This window comes from Pseudomonas sp. NCIMB 10586, assembly GCF_023127895.1.
Lineage (GTDB): Bacteria > Pseudomonadota > Gammaproteobacteria > Pseudomonadales > Pseudomonadaceae > Aquipseudomonas > Aquipseudomonas synxantha_A.
In genome coordinates this window covers 292035-309647 of record NZ_SPKQ01000042.1, presented here as the reverse complement: position 1 = coordinate 309647, position 17613 = coordinate 292035, and the positions used below count along the sequence as shown (strand labels likewise).

16 protein-coding genes are annotated in these 17613 nt (G+C 60.1%); 4 read left to right on the top strand and 12 right to left on the bottom strand.

From position 1 onward, the window contains the following. Positions 1 to 14: 14 nt before the first annotated feature. From E4P01_RS16750 to E4P01_RS16725, 6 genes are all read right to left on the bottom strand, one after another. A complete protein-coding gene (locus E4P01_RS16750) occupies positions 15 to 311 on the bottom strand; it encodes a DUF2282 domain-containing protein (RefSeq protein WP_032877335.1) in 297 nt (98 codons plus the stop codon). 239 nt (positions 312 to 550) lie between these two features. Then, positions 551 to 1252, bottom strand: coding sequence for an ABC transporter ATP-binding protein (locus E4P01_RS16745; RefSeq protein WP_005785830.1), 702 nt, complete (start codon positions 1250 to 1252; stop codon positions 551 to 553). Position 1253: 1 nt separating this feature from the next. Continuing rightward, complete coding sequence (gene livG, locus E4P01_RS16740; RefSeq protein WP_005785832.1) at positions 1254 to 2021, bottom strand: high-affinity branched-chain amino acid ABC transporter ATP-binding protein LivG; 768 nt, start codon at positions 2019 to 2021, stop codon at positions 1254 to 1256. Next, entirely contained in the window at positions 2018 to 3271 is a 1254-nt protein-coding gene (locus E4P01_RS16735; protein ID WP_032877334.1) for a high-affinity branched-chain amino acid ABC transporter permease LivM, read from the bottom strand. Before E4P01_RS16735 ends, livG begins: the two co-directional genes overlap by 4 nt. Further along, positions 3268 to 4191 (bottom strand): high-affinity branched-chain amino acid ABC transporter permease LivH, encoded by a 924-nt coding sequence (livH, locus tag E4P01_RS16730; protein ID WP_003193535.1) that lies wholly within the window; start codon positions 4189 to 4191, stop codon positions 3268 to 3270. The genes E4P01_RS16735 and livH overlap by 4 nt, the downstream gene beginning before the upstream one ends. A gap of 227 nt (positions 4192 to 4418) precedes the next feature. Next, on the bottom strand, positions 4419 to 5546 hold the full coding sequence (locus E4P01_RS16725) for a branched-chain amino acid ABC transporter substrate-binding protein (protein ID WP_032877333.1): 1128 nt from the start codon (positions 5544 to 5546) through the stop codon (positions 4419 to 4421). Positions 5547 to 5887: 341 nt separating this feature from the next. Between E4P01_RS16725 and E4P01_RS16720 the strand changes: the two genes are divergently transcribed. Beyond that, a complete protein-coding gene (locus E4P01_RS16720; RefSeq protein WP_017735930.1) occupies positions 5888 to 6190 on the top strand; it encodes a DUF2288 domain-containing protein in 303 nt (100 codons plus the stop codon). 228 nt (positions 6191 to 6418) lie between these two features. Here the strand turns inward: E4P01_RS16720 and E4P01_RS16715 are convergent, their stop codons facing one another. Together E4P01_RS16715 and E4P01_RS16710 are read right to left on the bottom strand one after the other, a co-directional pair. Then, complete coding sequence (locus E4P01_RS16715) at positions 6419 to 8683, bottom strand: bifunctional diguanylate cyclase/phosphodiesterase (protein ID WP_216092228.1); 2265 nt, start codon at positions 8681 to 8683, stop codon at positions 6419 to 6421. Positions 8684 to 8821: 138 nt separating this feature from the next. Continuing rightward, on the bottom strand, positions 8822 to 9190 hold the full coding sequence (locus E4P01_RS16710; RefSeq protein WP_032803342.1) for a YkgJ family cysteine cluster protein: 369 nt from the start codon (positions 9188 to 9190) through the stop codon (positions 8822 to 8824). A gap of 252 nt (positions 9191 to 9442) precedes the next feature. Between E4P01_RS16710 and E4P01_RS16705 the strand changes: the two genes are divergently transcribed. Continuing rightward, positions 9443 to 10789, top strand: coding sequence for an MFS transporter (locus tag E4P01_RS16705; protein WP_032877331.1), 1347 nt, complete (start codon positions 9443 to 9445; stop codon positions 10787 to 10789). A 433-nt stretch (positions 10790 to 11222) separates the two neighbouring features. Here the strand turns inward: E4P01_RS16705 and rapA are convergent, their stop codons facing one another. Beyond that, the gene (gene rapA, locus E4P01_RS16700; protein WP_216090848.1) at positions 11223 to 14069 is read right to left on the bottom strand and encodes an RNA polymerase-associated protein RapA; all 2847 of its coding nucleotides are present in this window, start codon (positions 14067 to 14069) and stop codon (positions 11223 to 11225) included. Positions 14070 to 14288: 219 nt separating this feature from the next. Here rapA and E4P01_RS16695 point away from each other — a divergent pair, with 219 nt between their 5' ends. Further along, positions 14289 to 14630, top strand: coding sequence for a hypothetical protein (locus E4P01_RS16695; protein WP_005785853.1), 342 nt, complete (start codon positions 14289 to 14291; stop codon positions 14628 to 14630). Here E4P01_RS16695 and E4P01_RS16690 read toward each other — a convergent pair. The 3 genes from E4P01_RS16690 to E4P01_RS16680 form a co-directional block, all read right to left on the bottom strand. Beyond that, positions 14627 to 15808, bottom strand: a complete 1182-nt coding sequence (locus E4P01_RS16690; RefSeq protein WP_216090849.1) for an aminotransferase class V-fold PLP-dependent enzyme — start codon at positions 15806 to 15808, stop codon at positions 14627 to 14629. The genes E4P01_RS16695 and E4P01_RS16690 overlap by 4 nt on opposite strands. After that, entirely contained in the window at positions 15805 to 16275 is a 471-nt protein-coding gene (locus E4P01_RS16685) for a RidA family protein (RefSeq protein WP_216090850.1), read from the bottom strand. The genes E4P01_RS16690 and E4P01_RS16685 overlap by 4 nt, the downstream gene beginning before the upstream one ends. A 91-nt stretch (positions 16276 to 16366) precedes the next feature. Then, the gene (locus E4P01_RS16680; RefSeq protein WP_216090851.1) at positions 16367 to 17239 is read right to left on the bottom strand and encodes a LysR substrate-binding domain-containing protein; all 873 of its coding nucleotides are present in this window, start codon (positions 17237 to 17239) and stop codon (positions 16367 to 16369) included. A 133-nt stretch (positions 17240 to 17372) separates the two neighbouring features. Here E4P01_RS16680 and E4P01_RS16675 point away from each other — a divergent pair, with 133 nt between their 5' ends. Beyond that, positions 17373 to 17534 carry a hypothetical protein gene (locus E4P01_RS16675; protein WP_005785860.1) on the top strand — a complete coding sequence of 54 codons (162 nt, stop codon included), beginning with the start codon at positions 17373 to 17375 and terminating at the stop codon, positions 17532 to 17534. The last annotated feature ends 79 nt before the right edge of the window (positions 17535 to 17613 follow it).

Genomic DNA, 17613 nt, shown 5'->3' with positions numbered 1-17613 from the left:
GGCTGCACGAGGTTTCAGGATTTGGCAGTGAATTCGGTTTCCTGGCCGAAGCCGGTCGGCGAGGTGGTGCTTGGGGTCTTGGTGCAGGTACCTGCGGGGACCAGCTTCCAGGCATTGGCCTGGTCCTTGGTTTTGGAGGTGCCGGCGCAAGAGGTGCCGGCGCCTGCGGCGCAATCGTTCTTGCCGGCTTCAGCCACGCCGAAGCATTTCTGCATGTCATCGGCTGCGTGGGCAGTGGTGCTCAGGGCGGACAGGCTCAGGGCCGAACCCAGGGCGAGGACGAGGGTGGCGGCGGACAGTTTGGTGGTCATGGTGTGTCTCCAGCAGTGGTCGAATGCGCAGGCTTGATTGCCTGCTTGCACCACTAGAGAGAGGGGGATTGAGTTCGTTACAAAACCAGTCGAATTTTTTTCAAGTTACGCAAAACAAAATGTGGGAGGGGGCTTGCTCCCGATGACAGTGTGTCAGGCACAGGACATGTGACTGATATACCGTTATCGGGGGCAAGCCTCCTCCCACATTTAGATCCAGTTTACTCAGTAACCGGGTCTTAACCTCCCAGATATGCCTCTCGCACCTTCGGGTCCGTCAGCAGTTGCTCGCCAGTGCCCTGCATCACCACCCGACCGTTTTCCAGCACATAGGCCCGGTCAGCGATTTTCAATGCCTGGTTGGCGTTTTGCTCCACCAAAAACACCGTCACCCCGTCCTTACGCAGCTGTTCGATGATATCGAAGATCTGCTGGATGATGATCGGTGCCAGGCCCAGGGAGGGCTCGTCCAGCAGCAACAGCTTGGGCTTGCTCATCAGCGCCCGGCCGATGGCGAGCATTTGCTGCTCGCCGCCCGACATGGTGCCGCCGCGCTGGCTGAAGCGTTCCTTGAGGCGGGGGAACAGGTGCAGCACCTTGTCCATCTGCTCCTGGTAGTCGCCCTTGTCGGTAAAGAACCCGCCCATGGCCAGGTTCTCTTCCACGGTCAGGCGCGAGAACACGCGGCGGCCTTCCGGTACCACGGCAATGCTCTTGCGCATGATTTCGGCGCAGTGCCTGCCCACCAGCTCTTCACCCATGTAGCGGATGCTGCCGCTGTAGGCTTGCGGCGAACCGCACAAGGTCATCAGCAAGGTGGATTTGCCGGCACCGTTGGCGCCGATCAGGGTGACGATCTCACCCTGGCGCACTTCGACATTGACGTCGTGCAGGGCCTGGATCTTGCCGTAGAACGTGGAAACGTTTTCGAACTGCAACATTTTACGCTTCCCCCAGATAGGCTTTGATCACTTCAGGATTGTCGCGGATCTGCTCCGGGGTCCCGTCGGCCAGCGGCGTGCCCTGGTTGATTACGACGATGTGGTCGGAAATGCTCATGACCAGTTTCATGTCGTGTTCGATCAACAGCACCGTGGCGTTGTTTTCCTCACGCAGCACGCTGATCAGCGCCTTGAGGTCTTCGGTTTCCTTGGGGTTCAGGCCCGCGGCAGGTTCGTCGAGCATAAGGATCCGCGGGCGGGTCATCATGCAGCGGGCGATTTCCAGGCGACGCTGCTGGCCGTAGGCGAGGGTGCCTGCCGGGCGGTTGGCAAACTCGGTCAGGTTGACCTTGTCCAGCCAGTACGCCGCGTATTCCATGGCCTCGCGCTCGCTCTTGCGGAACGCCGGGGTCTTGAACAGGCCCGCGAAGAAGTTGGTGTTCAAGTGACGATGCTGGGCGATCAACAGATTCTCGACTGCGGTCATGTCCTTGAACAACCGCACGTTCTGGAAGGTACGCACCACGCCCTTGCGAGCGATCTCGTGACCCGCCAGGCCCTGGATCGGTTGGCCGTCCAGCAGGATGCTGCCGCCGCTCGGCTTGTAGAAGCCGGTGAGGCAGTTGAACACCGTGGTCTTGCCGGCACCGTTGGGGCCGATCAGCGCCACGACCTGTTTCTCTTTCACGGTCAGGGCCACGCCATTGACCGCCAGCAAGCCGCCGAAGCGCATGCTCAAGTTTTCAACTTTCAGGATCTCGCGGCTCATTTGCGCAGCTCCATGTGTGGACGTTGCATGGGCAGCAGGCCTTGAGGGCGCCAGATCATCATCAGCACCATCATGGCGCCGAACATCAACATGCGGTATTCGCTGAACTCACGCATCATTTCCGGCAGCAGGATCATCACGATCGCCGCCAGGATCACGCCCAGTTGCGAGCCCATGCCACCCAATACCACGATGGCGAGAATGATCGCCGACTCGATAAAGGTGAACGACTCCGGGGTAACCAGGCCCTGGCGCGCAGCGAAGAAGCTGCCGGCGAAACCGGCGAACGCGGCGCCCAGGGTGAACGCGGAAAGCTTGATGATGGTCGGGTTCAGGCCCAGGGCACGGCAGGCGATTTCATCTTCGCGCAACGCTTCCCACGCACGGCCGATGGGCATGCGCAGCAAACGGTTGATCACGAACAGTGCCGCCAACGCCAATAGCAGCGCCACCAGGTACAGGAACACCACTTTGCTGACCGGGTTGTAGGCGATCCCGAAGTACTCGTGGAAGGTCTGCATACCTTCAGCGGCGGTGCGGTCGAACGACAGCCCGAAGAACGTTGGCTTGGGAATGCTGCTGATACCGTTGGGCCCACCGGTGATATCGGTGAGGTTACGCAGGAACAGGCGGATGATCTCACCGAAGCCCAGGGTCACGATGGCCAGGTAGTCACCGCGCAGGCGCAGCACCGGGAAGCCCAGCAGGAAGCCGAACGTAGCGGCCGCCATGCCGGCCAGCGGCAGGCAGATCCAGAAGCTCCAACCCAGGTAGTGCGAGAGCAGCGCGTAGGTGTAGGCACCCACGGCGTAAAAGCCCACGTAACCAAGGTCGAGCAGGCCGGCCAGGCCCACCACGATGTTCAGGCCCAGGCCCAGCAACACGTAGATCAGGATCAGCGTCGCAATGTCGACCGCACCGCGTGAGCCGAAGAACGGCCAGATCAGCGCGGCGATAATCAGGCCGATAATGATGTAGCGCTGGGTGCGCGGCAGGGTCAGGAATTGGCTGACCTTGGGCGACACCAACGGAGCACGGTTGCCCTTGAACAAGGCACCGACCTGCTGGGTGAACAGCACGCGCAGAAACATCAGCACCGAACACAAGGCGATGACGGTCAGGGTCACGGGCCCGGTGCCATGCACTTCCAGGTTGATGCCGACAATGCTCAGCTTGAGGCCGAGTACCGGGAAGGCCACGGCCCATACCAGCAAGGCGCTGAAAAACGCCGATTTAAGATATCTGCTCATACTTTCTCAACCTCCGGACGGCCCAGGATGCCGGTCGGACGGAACAACAGCACCAGAACCAACAGGCCGAACGCTACGACGTCCTTGTACTGGTCGCCGAAGATATCGGCGCCAAAGGCTTCGGCCACACCCAGCACCAGCCCGCCGAGCATGGCGCCCGGAATGCTGCCGATGCCGCCCAATACCGCTGCGGTAAAGGCCTTGAGGCCCACCAGGAAACCGGCGTTGGGGTTGATCACGCCGTATTGCATGCTCAGCAACACGGCCGCCACGGCCGCCAGCGCAGCACCAATGACGAAGGTCAGGGCGATGATGTTGTTGGTGTTGATGCCCAGCAGGTTGGCCATCTTGATGTCTTCGGCGCAGGCCCGGCAGGCGCGCCCCAGACGGGAGCGGGAAATGAACAGTGTCAGGCCCAGCATGGCCACCAGGGTTACCACGAAAACCAGAATCTGCATGTACGAAATCAGCACTTCTTGTGCACCACCTGGGCCGAAGGAGATGCTCCCCGGGATCAGGTTGGGAATGGACTTGTCCTTGGAGTCCTGGGACAGCAATACGGTGTTCTGCAGGAAAATCGACATGCCGATGGCGGAAATCAGTGGGATCAAACGGTTGCTGCCACGCAAGGGACGGTAGGCAACCCGCTCGATACTGTAGCCATAGGCACTGGTCACGATGATCGATGCCAGGAACGCAGCGGTCATCAACAGCGGCAGGGAGTGGATCCCCATCATGGCCAGCCCGGCAAGGGCGATGAAGGCCACATAGGAACCAATCATGTATACCTCGCCATGGGCGAAGTTGATCATTCCAATGATGCCGTAAACCATTGTGTAGCCAATGGCTATCAAGGCATAGGTGCTGCCAATGGTCAGGCCATTAACCAGCTGTTGGAAAAAATGATAGATCTCAGGCATTACAGCGCTCCTAAAAACCCGATACGCATTTCACTGGTGGAGTCATTTCCGGCTCGGTGCCCTGTTCTGTGACCAGGTTGCACGAAGCGTTTGCCAGCGAACCGCTGGTGACGGTTTTAAGATTTTCAGGTGAGCCAGCGCCCGGATCGCGGGTGACATGGCCCATAAACCTCGTAAAACAAAGCCCACTGCTTGCACAGTGGGCTTGTTGACCAGTAACGCCTGGCTTACTGAGGGGAAACTTCGGTTTTTGGTTTACCGAAGTGCCATTCGTAGACCACGAACTTGAAGTCCTTCAGGTCGCCCTTGGCGTCGAAGCTCAGGTCGCCGGTAGGGGTCTTGAAGGTACCTGCGTGGATGGCTTCAGCCACTTTGGCGGTGTCTTCGCTCTTCGCGGCAGCGATACCGCCGGCGATGACTTCAACCGCGGAGTACGCCGGGAACACGAACGGACCGGTTGGGTCCTGCTTGTTCTTGGTGAACTCTTCAACGATGGCTTTGTTGGCAGGGTCGGTGTCGAAGGATTTCGGCAGGGTCACCAGCAGGCCTTCGGAAGCGCCCTGGGCGATTTGCGAGATGGAGTCGTTGCCGACACCTTCTGGGCCCATGAACTTGGCGTTCAGGCCTTTTTCCTTGGCCTGGCGCAGGATCAGGCCCAGCTCAGGGTGGTAGCCGCCGTAGTAGACGAAGTCGACGTTGGCTTGCTTGAGTTTCTGGATGATCGAGGAGAAGTCCTTGTCGCCGGCGTTCAAGCCTTCGAAGACGGCAACCTTGGTGCCTTTTTCTTCGAGGGTCTTTTTCACGGCGGTAGCGATGCCTTCACCGTACTGCTGTTTGTCGTGCAGTACTGCAACGATTTTCGGTTTCACGTGGTCGGCGATGTAGTTGCCGGCTGCCGGGCCTTGTGCGCTGTCCAGACCAATGGTGCGGAAAATCAGCTTGTAGCCACGGGAAGTGATTTCAGGGCTGGTGGCAGCCGGGGTAATCATGATGACGCCTTCGTCTTCATAAATATCCGACGCTGGCTGAGTGGAGCTGGAGCAGAGGTGGCCGACTACGAACTTGACACCGTCATTGACCACTTTGTTGGCTACGGCGACCGCTTGTTTTGGATCGCAAGCGTCGTCGTATTCCTTGGCTTCAAGCATTTTGCCATCCACGCCGCCCTTGGCGTTGATGTCCTTGATGGCTTGCTTGGCACCCATGAATTGCATGTCGCCGTATTGCGTTACCGGACCGGTCTTGGGACCGGCGATGCCGATCTTGATGGTGTCGGCTGCGAACGAATGGCCGGCAACCCCAGCCAGGACCATAGCGGCAAACAGTTTGGAAATCTGCTTAGTAGCCTTATTCATAGTGCTCCACTCTTACTGTTGTATTTTTTATAGTTCTAGCGGCCTTGTGAGCTGCAGAACCGGATCAGATATCGCGGATATCCCCCCGGTATTGCCCTGGCAACTGTACCGGTACAGTGTAGAGCGCCGGTTGATCAATTGAAAAGCTGGCAACGGGGGGCAAAACCTGAGCGTGTCGCTTAAATGAAAGAAAAAGACAGAATTGCGGCGGGCTTACACCCGTTTTCAAGGTGTTCCCTGGCTTTCCCGACCCTTTCAATCGCTACCTCATTTGCTACTGGGTTTTTCTGCCTGAGTCAGAAGGCTATGATTGCGCCGATTTTTTACTCAGGTGAACTCCCATGACGCAAGAACCTAGCACCCTCTATGCCAAGCTGCTCGGTGAAACCGCTGAAATTTCCTGGAAGGAGCTAGAGCCGTTCTTTGCCAAGGGTGCCCTATTGTGGGTCGATGCCGGACTGGATTTGATCGAAGCAGCCGAGGGAATGGCTGAAGACAACCGTGATAAAGTCGCCGCCTGGCTGGCTTCAGGGAGCCTTGGCGAAGTGTCTGCAACGCGGGCATTGGACTTGGTGGAGCGTGATCCAAGCCTGTGGGCGGTGGTGGTCTCGCCTTGGATTCTGATCCAGGAAAGGGCGGCGTAAGAATGGAGTGCGCGAAAAAGGTGCACCTTTTCTGTCCCCATAAGTGTGTAGCGGAGTAACCGCGTTGCCAGTGATGGCACCTTGCCGTAGAGAAAGGTCACAGCCTAGGGTGACGTAAACGTCACGGGAACAGTTCAGGCCGCCGGGAAACCGCTGAAGAATTGTTTCCATGTGTGCCATGGCACTGGCGATTGCAGTCGTCGCACCACCAGCATTCTGATTTGGGCTTCAGCGAATTGGCCTGACAATAGACGGCGGGCCGATTCGCACTGGCGCAGGGTCTTTGGTGGGCGTGCTGTCTTTATTGCCTTCCACGCTGAAGGGGTAGAGCGGATTGCGCATCGCAATGCCTTGCATCACACCGATGATGTCGTTGAACGGCACCGCCGGGCTGAGCAGGTAACCCTGGATGAAGTCACAGTCGTGCTTGAGCAATAGCTCAAACTGCGCCTGGGTTTCCACGCCTTCGGTCACCACCTGCAAGTGCAGGGTGTGGGCCATGCCGATAATCGCCTGGACGATTTCGCTGTCTGCGGTGGATTTGGGGATGTCCTGGATAAACGAACGATCAATCTTCAAGGTGTTAAGCGGCAGGCGCTTGAGATAGGCCAGGGATGAGTAGCCGGTGCCGAAATCATCGATCGCCAGGGAGACCCCCAGGGCGCGGATTTGCCGCAACAGCGCCAGGGTGCTGCTGATATTGCCCATCAGCGCATTTTCGGTGACTTCCAGTTCCAGGCGGTTGGCCGCCACGCCGGCAAAGCGCAGGGCGTCTTCGATTTCATCGGCCAGTTCGTCCCGCGCCAGGTTCAGGGCCGAGCAGTTCACGGCCATGGTCAGCTCGGTGTAGCCCCGGTCAGACAACAGGCTCAGGTCGTGACAGGCCTGGCGCAATACCCAGTGGTCCAACTCGGCGATCAGCCCATTGTTCTCGGCGATCCCGATAAACCGGTCCGGGGCCAGCAACCCATGCTGGGGATGTTCCCAGCGCACCAGTGCCTCAAGACGCGTGACCTTGCCCAGTTTCATGTCGAAGATCGGTTGATAGAACAACACCAGTTCGGTGCGTGCGCGCAATGCGGCACGAAGCTCCTCTTCCAGTTGCAGTTCCAGGGAGGCGCGGGTTTTCAGGTTGGAACTGAAGAAGTTCAGGCTGTTGCGCCCGGTGTCCTTGGATTGGTACAGCGCCAGGTCGGCGGTCTTCAGCAGTTCTTCGCAGGTGTGGCCATCGTCGGGGAACAGGCTGATACCAATGCTGGTAGTCATCACCATGCGGCGGCCGGCCAGTTCGATGGGTTCTTTCATTTTCTGCATGATGCGCTGGGCCATGTGCCGCGCTTCGTCACGGTGATGGATATTGATCAGGATGCAGAACTCATCGCCGCCAAACCGTGCGACCACATCCTCACGGCTACGTATCGAGCCCTTGATATGCCCGGCCAGCACCGTGAGCAACTGGTCGCCAGCGTCATGGCCGAGGCTGTCATTGATGCGCTTGAAGTGGTCAATGTCGAGGAAAATCACCGCCATCATGCCTTGGCTTCGGGTTTTTTCTGCAACTTTCTCCGCGAAGATCTGATTGAAACCACGGCGGTTGAGCAAGTTGGTCAGCGCGTCAAAATGGGCCACTTGTTGCAGTGAGGCGCGGGCCTGGTCGAGTTCGCTGAGCAGCGCATTGACCCGGCGCAGGTCACGTTCCTTGTGCTGCAGTTTTTTGTCTGCCAGAGCTGCGCTGACACCGCTGCCGATCACCAAGAGGGTAATCACCGCCACCGACAGGCCCAGTTGAATCGGATTGTTGTCCACCGGCAACGACAAGTCCGCGCCGCTGGGTACCAACATTTGCATGGCCGCCATGCCGGTGAAGTGCATGCTCAGGATCCCCGCGCCAAGAACCAGGCTGGCGGCGTACTTGAGCAGTTGGTGAAACACCCCGGCACCGTTGCGCAGGTAACTGGACAGCAGCAACGCCGCCAGGCTGGCAACGATGGCAATCGCCACCGAGGCCATGAACAACCGCGATTCAAAGTACACCTGCGCCTGGGAGCGCATCGCCGCCATGCCCACGTAATGCATCAGCGCGATGCCCAGCCCTATCCATACCGAAGCCAGCAGGTATTGGTGCAAACGCAGATGGGCATGACTGAGGGTTTTCATGGCGAACAGCGAGGCGATCAGGGCGATCAACAGCGAGGCAAACGTCGTGAGCAATTCGTAATGAATGGCGATTGGGGCCTGGAAGGCCAGCATACTGATGAAATGGGTCGACCAGATCCCGCCCGCCAGGCAGCCCGCTCCCAGCCAGCGCCAGTGGCGGCGGGCGGTGGGGTCTTCTACATGGCCGACGCGTTCGGCCATGTCCAGGGTGCCGAACCCCGCTGCGCAGGCAACCAGGTATGCCAGTAGCACCAGAAAGGGGTTATGACTGCAATTGAGCAATAAATGCCCGCTGTCTGGAAGGTCGGTGAAAAAATACTGGCCCAGCCATTCCATAGCGTATCCCGTCATAGAGCCACGTCACTGCCAGAGGCGATGACCTACCATGTCGAGTATAGAAGCCTCATGGGATTTGCCATGGGTAATGGCATTTTGATCTCAATTAATTTGTCATGCTGTGCATAGCGTTTGGTGCTAAGCGCTGATGGGCAGGTCCAGTTCAAACGGCGGAGCTTGCAAAGGGGCCAGACCGAAGGCAGCACGGGCAGCATCGCAATCAACGTTCTGCACACCCTGGCTCCAGGAAGCATCGAACTCGCGACACGGGCTCGAACGTTGTGCATAGATCGAGCAACTGGTGCTTTTGCCCACTTCGCCCTCAAGGCTGCAACAGCGCGCAGGTTTTTGATCGGTGCCGATCATTGCCACCCGGGTCGGGTTGATCTGCACCACCAGATCATCGGGCACCGTGCCCCCGGATGAGGCGCACTCACCCCAAAAGAAAGACACGCGAAAGTGTGAACAGCAGGCACCGCAATTCAGACACGGACTGGCTTCGGACATGGGCGTCATCAATAAGAAAGTAGGTTGGGGGTGTTACAGGAAGGCTCGCCATTCTATCCGTGCCATGGCCGTTGGGAAGGGGGGCGCGCACTTATATTTTTGTGGGACAAATCCCCGTGTTACCGGGTGAAATCATGCCCTATCAGCTTTACGAATCATTACAGACAACCCCGCCTCAGCTGACTATGTTGCAGGTACCGGGCAGGATGCATCGGGCATCGTAGCGCTCATAACAATAAAAGAGACGGACCCATGCAGAACTCGACCCAAGCGGCGAATGCCTGGCGCATTCTGTTCCTGCTGTTCCTGGCCAATCTGTTCAACTTCTTCGATCGCACCATCCCCGCGATCATCATCGAGCCGATCCGCATGGAATGGCACCTGAGCGACTTTCAGCTAGGTATCATCGGCACCGCCTTTACCATCGTCTACGCCCTTGCCGGGCTGCCGCTCGGGCGACTGGCCGACACCGGCTCGCGCAGCAAATTGATGGGCTGGGGCCTGTTCGCCTGGAGCGGGCTGACGGCGGTCAATGGCATGGTCGGGAGTTTCTGGACCTTCCTGCTGGTGCGCATGGGCATCGGCATCGGGGAAGCCAGCTATGCGCCGGCCGCCAATTCACTGATCGGCGACCTGTTCCCCGCCCACCGCCGCGCGCGGGCCATGGGGATTTTCATGCTTGGCCTGCCGTTGGGGCTGCTGCTGGCGTTTTTCACCATTGGCGCGATGGTCAAGGCGTTTGATAGCTGGCGTGCCCCATTCTTTATCGCCGCCGTGCCCGGAATGATCCTGGCGGTGTTCATGTTCTATATCAAAGAGCCTAAACGCGGCGCGGCGGAAACCGTGCAAGTGTCCCAGGAGCGTGTCGACCGCCCGATCCGCCGCGTACTGGCGGTGCCGACCTTCCTGTGGCTGGTGCTGGCCGGGTTGTGCTTTAACTTTGCCACGTATGCGTGCAACTCGTTCCTGGTGCCGATGCTGCAACGCTATTTCCTCCTGCCATTGCAGGACGCGGCCGTCGCCACCGGTGTGATCGTCGGCTTGACCGGTCTGGTGGGCTTGACCCTGGGTGGCTGGATTGCCGACAAGATCCATCAGCGGGTCGCCAACGGCCGTCTGCTGTTTGCCGCGTGCAGCTTGATCATCTCCACGGTGACTACCGCCTGGGCCTTGCATGCCGGGCGTATCGAGATAGGCGTGTTTGTCGCGCTGTTCAGTGTGGGCTGGCTGTTTGCCTACAATTTCTATACCTGCGTGTACACCGCGATCCAGGACGTGGTCGAACCGCGCCTGCGCGCTACGGCCATGGCGCTATTCTTTGCAGGCCTGTATTTGCTCGGCGGTGGCATGGGGCCGGTGGTGGTCGGGGCGCTGTCCGATCACTTTGCCCATTCGGCAATGTATGCGGCCGGGGCAGAGCAAATGACTGAGGCGTATAAAGCCGTGGGGTTGCATGACGCCATGTACCTGATTCCGGTGGCGCTGTTCTTGACCATGCTGTTTCTGTTTCAGGCCTCGCGCAGTTTTGTGCGTGATGCCAAGCGCATGAAGGATGGGTTGAGTGCGGTTGAGGTGCCGGCGGCTGCCGCTACAGCTTGAGACCGAGTACATATCCATTCCTGCGGTAACGGCTGCTATTGGTTCCGCTTTTACAGCGGGTCACTTTTGGAAAAGAGCCCCAAAAGTAACCCAAAAGGCTCTTGCCCCACCACTCGGCACCTCGCCTGGGCTCGGTGTGCCCGTAATCCGCCATGGATTTGGGGGGCCGCCGCCACGCGCCATCCATGGCGCGGGGCGGCTAAACCGGCATCCCTGCCGGTTTACCCCCCAAATCCCTGTCGAATTCCGGCCAGCGTGGTTTAACGGGGCGCCTAAGATCAAGATCAAATGCAGATCAAGAGCGGCTCGCTTTGCATCGTGGTTACCGTAGGGGCTGCGAACTGAAGTTGTGTAGATACCCATGCCCCGATGAGGCCCTGAAGGCAAATAAAAAAGGCCCGCATTGCGCGGGCCTTCTACTGACAGCGAATGATCAGCCCGCCACCAACACGCGAATCGCTTCCAGTCGCAGCGCCGCCTTGTCGAGCATGGCCAGGCCTTGCTCGCGTTGATTGCGCAAGGCAACCAGCTCGCTGTCACGCACGGTGGGGTTGACCGCTTGCAACGCGGTCAGGCGCGCCAGCTCTTCGTCGGTGTCTGCGGCCAGGCGGCGCTTGGCTTCGGCCACACGCTCGGCGTGACGCGGGGCGATTTTCTCTTCACCGGCATTGATGCGCGGCGTGAGCTGATCGCGCTGGGCCTGCACGAACTTGTTGGCACTGGCCCGTGGCACGCTTTCGAGCTGGTCATTCAAGGTCACGAACGACACCCGACCGGACAGGTCATTGCCATTGGCGTCCAGCAGGCAACGCAAAGCCGCTGGTGGCAGGTAACGGCCCAGTTGCAGCGAGCGCGGGGCAACCACTTCGCTGACATAGAGCAGTTCCAGCAGCACAGTGCCCGGCTTGAGCGCCTTGTTCTTGATCAGCGCCACGGCGGTGTTGCCCATGGAACCGGACAGCACCAGGTCCATGCCGCCTTGCACCATCGGGTGTTCCCAGGTGATGAACTGCATGTCTTCACGCGACAGCGCCTGGTTACGGTCGTAGGTGATGGTTACACCTTCGTCGTCGCCCAGGGGGAAGCTGGCGTCGAGCATTTTTTCGCTGGGTTTCAAGATCAGCGCGTTTTCCGAATGGTCTTCGCTGTCGATGCCGAAGGCGTCGAACAGGGTTTCCATATAGATCGGCAGGGCGAACTGGTCGTCTTGCTCAAGGATGTCCTCGACCAGCGCATCGCCTTCACCGGCGCCGCCGGAGTTGAGTTCCAGCAGGCGGTCACGACCGGTGTGCAGCTCTTGTTCCAGGCGCTCGCGCTCGGCACGGGCTTCGTCGATCAAGGCTTGCCACTCGCCGTCGTCGGCGGCTTCGAGCAATGGCAGCAGGCGCGGGCCGAACTGATGCTGCAAGGCGTTGCCGGTCGGGCAGGTGTTGAGGAAGGCGTTGAGCGCTTCGTGGTACCACTGGAACAGGCGCTGTTGCGGGCTGGTTTCCAGGTACGGTACGTGCAGTTCGATCACGTGTTTCTGGCCGATCCGGTCCAGACGGCCGATACGCTGTTCCAGCAGGTCGGGGTGGGACGGCAGGTCGAACAGCACCAGGTGGTGGGAGAATTGGAAGTTGCGGCCTTCACTGCCGATTTCCGAACAGATCAGCACTTGGGCGCCGAACTCTTCATCGGCAAAGTAGGCGGCGGCGCGGTCACGCTCGAGGATGTTCATGCCCTCGTGGAACACCGTGGCCGGGATGCCGGAGCGCACGCGCAAGGCGTCTTCCAGGTCCATGGCGGTTTCGGCGTGGGCGCAGATCACCAGGACCTTGGTGCGCTTGAGCATTTTCAGCTGATCGATCAGCCACTCGACACGCGGGTCGAAACGCCACCAGCGGTTTTCTTCCTCGATATCCGGCTGCGCCTGGAAACTGACTTCCGGGTACAGCTCGGCGTGTTCGCCCAACGGCAGTTCGAGGTACTCATCCGGGTTCGGCAGCGGGTAGGCGTGCAGCTTGCGCTCGGGGAAGCCTTGCACGGCTGCGCGGGTGTTGCGGAACAGCACGCGGCCGGTGCCGTGGCGGTCGAGCAGTTCACGCACCAGGCGCGCACTGGCTTCGCTGTCGCCATCGTTGACGGCGCTGAGCAGGGCTTCGCCTTCGTTACCAAGGAAACCCTGGATGGTCTTGTGCGCGGTCGGAGACAGGCGGCCCTTGTCGAGCAGCTCCTGCACGGCTTCGGCCACCGGGCGATAGTTTTCGCTCTCGGCGCGGAAGGCTTGCAGGTCGTGGAAACGGTTCGGGTCCAGCAGGCGCAGGCGCGCAAAGTGGCTGTCCTGGCCCAGTTGTTCCGGGGTGGCGGTGAGCAGCAGCACGCCTGGGATCACTTCAGCCAGTTGTTCGACCAGCGAGTATTCGGCGCTGGCCTTGTCTTCATGCCACACCAGGTGGTGCGCTTCGTCGACCACCAGCAAATCCCAGCCAGCGGCGAACAACGCGTCCTGGGCTTTCTCGTCGTCCACCAGCCATTCCAGCGCAACGAGTGCAAGCTGGGTGTCTTCGAACGGGTTGGTGGCATCGCTTTCGATAAAGCGTTCTTCGTCGAACAGCGCGACCTGCAGGTTGAAGCGGCGGCGCATTTCCACCAGCCACTGGTGCTGCAGGTTTTCCGGGACCAGGATCAGCACACGGCTGGCGCGGCCCGAGAGCAGTTGGCGATGGATCACAAGGCCCGCTTCGATGGTCTTGCCCAGGCCCACTTCGTCAGCCAGCAAGACCCGCGGCGCGATACGGTCAGCGACTTCACGGGCGATGTGCAGTTGGTGCGCAATGGGTTGCGCACGCACGCCACCCAGGCCCCACAACGAGGACTGCAACTGGCGGCTGGTGTGTTCCAGGGTGTGGTAACGCAGCGAGAACCAGGCCAGCGGGTCGATCTGACCGGCGAACAGACGGTCGCTGGCCAGGCGGAACTGGATGAAGTTGGACAGCTGGGTTTCCGGCAGGGTGACCTGCTCGTTCTGCCCATTGAGGCCGTGGTAGACCAGCAAGCCATCGACGTCGTCGACTTGCTGTACGGTCATTTTCCAGCCTTCGAAATGGGTGATGGTGTCACCCGGCGAAAACCTCACGCGAGTGAGGGGCGCATTCCGTAGCGCATACTGGCGGGTGTCGCCAGTGGCCGGATAGAGCACGGTCAACAAGCGCCCGTCCTGTGCCAGAACGGTGCCTAACCCCAGCTCTGCTTCGCTGTCACTAATCCAGCGTTGCCCCGGTTGATACTGCTGCGCCATGCTGCCTGACTCCCGCCGTGAAAAAGCCGACTATCTTAACGGAACAAGCCCTTGCGCCCAAGGACTCTGACAAAAACTACTCCGTTTGGCCGGCGGGCAGAGTGCTGAATCGACGGGTGGCGGGCACTTGCGAGTGTCGACTGAGTCACAGCTTGGCGAGCCTGTGCTCAAGTCGCCCTGCAACCCGCCGACAGCCTGTTGATCAGGAGAATAACTATCATGCTGCCACCCATGCTGCCCGTCAGTGTTGTGCCGGTCACGTCGCAACTCGATCCGGCACGCCAGAAGCCGGATATTCCGCCGGTGGTGCCCGTTCAACCGGGCTCCAGCGAGAGCACGATCGACCTGAAAAAAGGCGATGCCGAGCAATCGACCTTTCTGTTGCGCGAAGAGCAGCGTCGTCAGCAGGAGCAGCACAAGCGTCGGCGAGAAGCCGACGATGACGTCGAGCAGCATTTGCCTATCCCCGGTGACTTGCTCAATGCCGACAACACGGTGCCCGTAGCGCCGCTGATCGAAGATGCGCCGCGCCAGGGCTTGTGGGTGGACATCGAGGTTTAAGCGCTCAATTCATGCAGGGCCTTGATCAACAGTTCGATATCGTCATCGGTGTTGAGTGGGCTGACGGAGAGGCGCGCAATACTGCGCAACCCACGTGCTTGCATATCCAGCGGCGTATAGGCCACGCCGTTGGCACCGATGTTGATGCGCTTTAACCCCAAGCGCCGCTTGAGTTCAAAGCTATCCCAGCCGGCCAGGTTGAAAGCGATCAAGCCCGAATGTTTACTGCCCAGGTCATGCAGGCTAATCCCAGGTATCTGATGCAGCGCTTCGCGGATTCGGGCGCTGGTCTGCGAGATCCTTTCCCACACCCGCTCGATCCCCAGTCGATTGATCTCTTGCAATGCATTGCCCAAGCCCGCCAGCAGGGCGACGGACACTTCGCTGGTTTCGAAGCGCCGGGCGTCGTTGCGCAGGTCGAAGCCGTCGGCGGTCCAGGGCGCCGAAAACACGTCGCGTTGGGCCGGGTTCAGTTGCCCAAGAAAATCCGGCCTGACATACAGCAGTGCAGTACCGCGCGGGCCGCGCAGGTGTTTGCGGCCGGCGGATTTGAGCACGTCACACTGCAACGCTTGCACATCCACCGGTAATTGGCCGACGGCTTGGCCTGCGTCGATAAAGTAGGGGATGGCGTGACGACGAGCCACTTCGCCGATGGCCTGGGCCGGGTTGATCAGGCCGCCGTTGGCCGGCAGCCAGGCAAGGTCGATCAGCTTCACGTGGGCGTCGAGCATCGCTTCCAGTGCTACCGGGCAAACCGCGCCGGTGGCATCACAGGGGATGACTTCCACGCGCGCGCCCGCTTGCACGGCCAACTCCATGCTCGCCAGGTTGCCGCCCCATTCATGGCGCCCCACCAGGATGCGGTCGCCCGGCCGCCAAGGCCCCAGGGCCTGGAACGCCATGCTCCAGGCCGTTGAGCCACTGCTGGCGAAGGCAATCGAGGAGGGCGGTGCATTGAGCAGTTGCCCGGCGGCGCGGCGGGCGTTTTCCACCAGCACGGTGCCCTGTTCGCCGGCTTCCATCGGGCCGTTGCGGGCTTCGTGTTGCAACTGTTCGATGATGGCGTCCAGCGTCGCCTGGCTGGGCAAGGACGCCCCGGCATGGTTGAAGTGCACAAGGCCCGACTGGCAACCAGGCGTGGCCTCCCGCAGTTGTTGGACGTCCAGCGGGCTCATGGCTGCAGCTCGAAAATGGCATCCACCTCCACGGCGACGCCAGCCGGCAAGCTGCTGACGCCTACGGCAGTGCGTACGTGCCGGCCTTTGTCGCCGAGGGCGTTGACCAGCAGGTTCGAGGCGCCATTGGCGACCACGCTCTGGCGCTGGAAATCAGCGCTGCTGGCGATGAAGACGCCCAGACGCAGGATGCGCACCACGCGCGACAGGTCATCGCCCAGCGCATCGCTCAATTGCCCCAGCAGGCCCAGCGCCGCCAGTTCCGCCGCCTGGGCGCCTTCTTCATCGCTGAGGGAATCGCCCAGCCGGCCTATGTAGGCAGGTTTGCCATCGAGTATGGGAATTTGCCCGGAAATGAACAGCTGGTGTTGGCTGACGACATGGTTGATGTAATTGGCAGCTGGTTGATTGGGTGTGGGCAGTGTCAGGCCGAGTGTGTGTACGCGTTGGCGAATGGAATCGGTCATGCTGAAAACCTCTGGGTTCAGGAGGTTTGAGCATGTTGGCTGTTGCGATGGGCGACAAACGGATAGATCTCAATCGACGTATCGAAAAAACTCACTCATCCGCACACAGGTGCTTCAACCACTGGCTGAAGCATTCGGCTGCTTCGCCGAGTGGGCTCTGGGGAGCGATCAGCCAATAGCCGATTTCGCTGTGATAGGGCGGCCAGTCAAAGGCTTCCACCAGGCTGCCGTCCTGGAGCCTGCGTTCGATCAGGCGATGGCGGCCCATGGCGATACCTTGGCCGGCCACGGTAGCCTCGACCACGATGTTGTAGTCATGCAGCATCACCCTGGGGTGGTGATCGAGGTTGACCTGGTAATGGGCGGCCCAATCCGTCCACTCGAAAGGACGGTGCGAGGTCGCCATCAGTAGGGGGCCTTTGGTTACCTGGCTGGCCTTGAACGCGGGGCTGCACACGGGTGACAAGGTTTCGGCCATCAGGCGCGTGGCCTGCACGTCGGGCCAATCGCCCTTGCCGTAACGGATGGCCAGGTCAACTTCGGCCGTGGCGACATTGGCCAGTTGAATCGCGGGCAGCAACTCCACCTGGATATGCGGGTAGCGCTGCAGAAACTCGGCCAGACGCGGTGCCAGCCATAGCGTGGCGAAAGACGCCAGTACGCCGATGCGCAACACGCTGGTGCTGGGTACACCCCGTTGGCTGCGTGTCGCAGTAGCGATGGCGTCCAGGGCTGGGCGGATTTGGTCGTAGTAATGTTGCCCGGCCAAGGTCAGATCAATCGCACGGGTACGCCGGATAAACAGCGGCTTGCCCAAATGCTGTTCGAGCTTATGCACCTGGTGGCTCAGCGCACTTTGGGTCACCGACAACTCGTTCGCTGCCTTGATAAAGCTCAAGTGCCGTGCCACGGCTTCGAAGGCGCGCAGGGCCAGCAGCGGTGGAAGGTCGTTGTGCAAGGCCACTTGGGTGCAGCTCCTGGGTCGGTTGGAAAGTGCCGATTTTGGTCGATGACCTGCCTTTTGTCGCTCGCTGATTTGCCGTCGGGCAGGGCAGGCCGCATTATTGGGGCATTCCCGCCACGACGTAAGCCAAGCCATGAGTGATGACGACAAGCTGATCGACCTGAATGCCGAACGCGCCAAGCGCGTGCACGACCTCAATGACAAACGCTTGAATGAAGTGCGCCAAGCCTTTGAACAAGCCATGCCCTTGGGCAAACCCAAGAAGAAGTCGAAGAACAAACCGAAAAAGCGTTGAAACAGCCTGCATCTGTTGATGCAGGTCAGTTATTACCCTTCTTTACGCCCCGTTACGGGCGACATTGATCCCGGTCAAT